At 50.0% G+C, this 4,555-nt stretch carries 3 protein-coding genes; 2 read left to right on the top strand and 1 reads right to left on the bottom strand.

Annotated features, from left to right (window positions below):
* Positions 1–331: 331 nt before the first annotated feature.
* Positions 332–2,452: a DUF2079 domain-containing protein gene (locus tag Q0294_RS06045; RefSeq protein ID WP_299461936.1), complete on the bottom strand. Its 2,121-nt coding sequence runs from the start codon at positions 2,450–2,452 to the stop codon at positions 332–334.
* Between the two features lie 202 nt (positions 2,453–2,654).
* Here Q0294_RS06045 and Q0294_RS06040 point away from each other — a divergent pair, with 202 nt between their 5' ends.
* On the top strand, positions 2,655–3,317 hold the full coding sequence (locus Q0294_RS06040) for a nucleoside 2-deoxyribosyltransferase (protein WP_299461934.1): 663 nt from the start codon (positions 2,655–2,657) through the stop codon (positions 3,315–3,317).
* Between the two features lie 35 nt (positions 3,318–3,352).
* Positions 3,353–4,555 (top strand): HD domain-containing protein (locus Q0294_RS06035; RefSeq protein WP_299461932.1); only part of this gene is annotated, 1,203 nt, incomplete at its 3' end.

Here is a 4,555-nt window from a genome sequence, read left to right as displayed (position 1 = left end):
GGGACGATTGACGGTTCTCTGATTCAAGCTCTGAACCGACTTTAATCTTGCGGAATAACATAGCTGGACATTCTTCGCAAGTCACTCGAAATGGGGGCTACTCCGTGAATTATTCAAAAAACTCTTGAAAACGGGCCTCAAATTTGAATTTGGGACAGGGTTCCTCTGCGGAATCGCATTCTCTCACTCGGAAAAACGATGATGTTTTGTCCTGAAAAGGAGAGATGTCGGGGGGCTGATTTCATCTTGTATTATTGCCGTTGAGTACGGAAAGTGAAGATCGGTTTTATTGAAAATCAGTCGCTTTTTTCAGCGATCTGGTTTTGGGATTTTATTTTGCCGATGATTTGCGTTTCAGGATAATGAAATAGCCGTTTGTCTGGTCCGGAATCAGTTCCCATTCCTCGGGGTGATTGTGATATTCGGGAACCTGATCGGGTTTTTTGATTTCGCTGTAGGGGTGTTGTGTGTCAATGACGATGTAATCGGTATCAGCGGGTACTCCCGATTGATAGTCGTTGACTTTCCTGCGGTAATTGCTGTAGTCGTAGGATCTTGCATGATGTGTGAAACGGGGGTGAACAAAATCGGTGGAGGCCACCTTGCTTTCCGGTGGGATCAGCAGAGCCACTTTACTGAACTGTCTGGCTCGCTCACCCGGAATATAAAGCCGCTCCCAATACCAGGCAGAACCGGAATCCCAGAAGACCAGCCCCAAAGGTCCGAGGCTGAAAAAGATTCCCGTGGCGATGGCGGAACTCCAGAGGAAGTGTGTGGCAAAAGTCTGTGCTGCTGACGCTTTCCTTTCCAACGCTTTCATTTTCAGGGAACAACGGTTTATCAAAGCGGGAATGTTTCCCAGACCGGCGGCCGCCGCCCAGCAGAGGATCGGCACAATCGGGGCATGAAAGTGGTGGCGGGGATCATGTGCTAATTCATTCAAACACAGCAAACCAAAGATCGGTGCCGCGACCAGTAAGCGACTTGGAGAAAACAGCGGCAGAAATCCTAAAGGCACGATCAGCGCCAGGGCATAAATAAAAGTGCCCGGCTGCACCAGTTCACCCCATAATAAGGAAGGATTGAATAAAATATTCTGAATGACTTCGCCGAGTGAGTTTCCGAATTTACTGAAGTAACCGACATAGTGGACCTGCTCGCCGCTGCGAAACCAGGGGATCGCAAATTTGACGACGAATGCCAGATAGACAACAGCAAACAGGGAAAGGCCGATTCCCGGTGCGACGGATTTGAAGAGCGTTGGTCTGGGAATTGTGCTTATCTGTTTGCTTTCGCGCCATTGCTGCCAGGCAATCCAGAGCCCCAGGGGCCCGAGCATGATGGCGTAATCTTCTTTGGCCGTTAAAGTCAGTAGCATCAGTATGACAGCGGTTTTCCAGCGTTTTAACTCAATCGCTTCGAGTGCAAACAGCAGAATGGGAACGCCGAATGAAATCGGGCGAAACGTTTTCAAATCGATGGCAATGTCTAGAAACTGCAGCGGAAAGTAACACAAATAAGCGGCCACCATTGCTTTGCCAGCCGTCGTCGAACGGCTGTGACGCACAGCCATGCGATAGAGGGGGATCGCTCCGATGGCCAGAGCCAGCGTTTCGCATAATTCCAACAGTAAGTGAGAAGGCCAGATCAGGTAAAGGGGGAGTATCAGCAGATGGATGAACTGAATATGCTCTCCCCAGAACAAACCCTGGTCCAGATAACTGCGGAATCCTTTTCCATGCGTGACATTCCAGAGATGCTCCTCGTACATGGCAGAATCGCCGTGCGGGATCAGCAGGCCTTCGTAGAGTCGCCAGTTCATAAATGTGAACAGCGTCACAAACAGCCCCATCATGAGCCAGGCTGCAAAGGGAATGTTAATCTTTTGTGCTGTGTTGATCTGATTCGGTTCTGCTGCGGGATCAAAGGTATTGCTCGAAACCGGTAGAATCAATGCAGTGAATGTGGCGATCCAGCCCGCGATGGCAACGGAGAACCAGAATTGTGAAGTCGCCAGTAACAGACTTTCCAGACCGGTCCAGCCGAGGATGAAAGCCAGGATGCGAAAAATTTCCCAGACCGCGGGCAGTAGCCACCAGCGGAATCCTTTACAGCCCCATTCCGTAAATGCGACACTGATCGGGAGCCGGCAAATTCGGGAAATCAGCAATGCGCCGATGATCCCGGTTCCAACTGCCGCGATGAGCAGATAACCCATTAATGGAAAAAACGGAATGCTGGCCGATTGGGTCGCCGGTTCGATCTGACCAGACCAGGCATGAACCAGACTTTGCCAGAGCGTCGAACTGACATACAATGTGGCAAGATTCACATTGCTGAAAAGAGACTGGATCGCCAGCGTGACGGAACCGCTTCCCAGCAGAATGCACAGTACCGCGCAGGTGAATCGTCGGCTGTCAAATTGCGGAGCTTGTGTGGTGGTCTGGTTCATCAAATTCGATCTGGATTCAGGGACTCACGCGATTATTGTGACGAAACAGGTGTTTCGGATCACGAATTTTAGAGAAGAAATGTGAAAAGAATGTGGTTTAGGTGAAAAAAAACAGGGCATTGCTACAATAGTCTGCAGGAATCTGTCTGCATTAATATTCTAAATGGTTTTCTTTCAGCAGGGAAGCATAAGAGGTTTGACCATGAAACATTCTAGCGAGCCGATTCGCGTTTACTGCGCGGGGCCGTTATTTAATCGATCTGAACGGGAAGAGATGACGGCGATTGCCGATCGGTTATCAGAAACAGGTTATACTGTTTATTTACCTCACCGGGATGGTATGGAGTTTCGGCTGGTGCTGGAAGTGCTGGTGGAACGGAACTGGGATGCGCCGACAGCGGCTCAGTTTTTACACGAAGCTATTTTTGCTCTGGATGTTTATCAACTGGTTGTGGAATGTGAGGCGATGGTCTGGAATCTGAATGGTCGAACACCCGACGAAGGAGCGGTTTCGGAAGCGGCCATGACCTGGATGCTGGGAAAACCTTTGGTTGCCTATCAGGATGATGTGCGCTCTTTGATTCAGGGACGTGTGAATCCGCTGCTGGTTGGCATGGTCGGTTTCGAATCGGTCGATCGGATTGAACTGATTCCCGATGCATTGTCTGTCGCCATCATGAATCATGATCTGCGGCCCGCGGTGCAACTCGATTTGTTGCCTGCCAAGGTGCAACAGGCAGTCCACGCCGGTCAGGTTTTGTGGGAAGCGCTGTGTTCCGAAGGGGCACAGGAAAATAATGAAATGATCGCGTCCGTTGTGGAAGAGTTGTTTGCTCCCAATGATCGATCAACATTGCTGGCTTGAATCACAAAAACAAAAAGTAGAACTGTCGATCCGCTATGAATCATCCTTATGTTGAGATTCCTGAACTATCCAATTTACAGTCGGGGAGCGGTCTGGTTCGTATTCCCTATCAGCAGGATGTGCCGTTTACATCCCGCATCCGAGCTCTGGTGGATACTGCCGAATTTCGCAGATTGTCACACATCACACAGTTGGGTTTTACCGCGCTGGTTTATCCCGGTGCAACACACACGCGTTTTGAACATGCATTAGGCGTCTACAAGAATGCACTGGAGTATCTCTGGCAGTTAGGAAAGGATGCCCGGTTTTCCGCCACCATCGACGTGCATACGGCTGAGGTCCTGATCGTCGCCGCGCTGCTTCACGATCTGGGGCATTGGCCGTTCTGTCATTTGATTGAAGATATGTCGCTGGAAGGCATTCCCCGACATGAAACGTTCGCCCGGGAATTCTTATCAGACGGTCACGAACTGGCTGATGTTTTGAGAAGTGAATGGGGAATCGAACCGGAAGAGGTTCTGGATATTCTGGTTCCCCGCTCAGATACGACAGAGATGCGGCTGGTACGTTCCATTTTATCGGGGCCGATTGACATCGATAAGATGGATTACCTGGACCGGGACAGCCTGCACGCCGGTGTGCCTTATGGTCGGAATTTTGACAAAAACCGTTTGATTCATTCATTGATGGTCAACGAGGCCGGCGACGGACTCGCGATTGGTTCCAAAGGGAAAACGGCGGCAGAGTTGATGGTATTCGCCCGGTATGTCATGTTCAGTGAAGTCTATTGGCATCACGCAGTCCGTTCTGCGAGCACGATGTTTGCCCGCGCGTTTTATCATCTGTATCAGCAGCTTGATCTGACGGAATATTTCAAACTGACCGAGGCCGATTCCATTACGGTCTTGCGTGAACAGGCGAAAGGGACACCATGCGAAAGACTGGTAGAAGGTATCTTCAGTACGAAACGAACCTTGTATAAACGGGTTGCCGAGTTCAGTTTCTATGAGTCGGCAGAGGTATTCGAACTCATCGCACACCAGCCGGTTGCTTCTCTCGTCCAGTGGAGTGAAAACTTATCAAAGCGGCTGTCTCAGCGATTGAATCAGTCGGTCGCATCAACGGATATTTTAATTGACGCGCCGCCGACACATCGTGAAGTCGAGTTTAATGTGGAAATTTATTCATCCCGGGATGCGAAATACCTGCCCTTGCATATTGTTTCTCCCGTCGTTGAT

Source organism: uncultured Gimesia sp. (assembly GCF_937919775.1).
GTDB lineage: Bacteria > Planctomycetota > Planctomycetia > Planctomycetales > Planctomycetaceae > Gimesia.
Note: the sequence above shows the minus strand (reverse complement) of the source record. Positions and strands in the feature narration are given on the sequence as shown.

What these genes read in the sequence shown, in the direction of transcription:
- Q0294_RS06045 (WP_299461936.1), bottom strand. Translation starts at nt 2,452, where the DNA reads ATGAACCAGACCACCACACAAGCTCCGCAATTTGACAGCCGACGATTC.
- Q0294_RS06040 (WP_299461934.1), top strand. Translation starts at nt 2,655, where the DNA reads ATGAAACATTCTAGCGAGCCGATTCGCGTTTACTGCGCGGGGCCGTTA.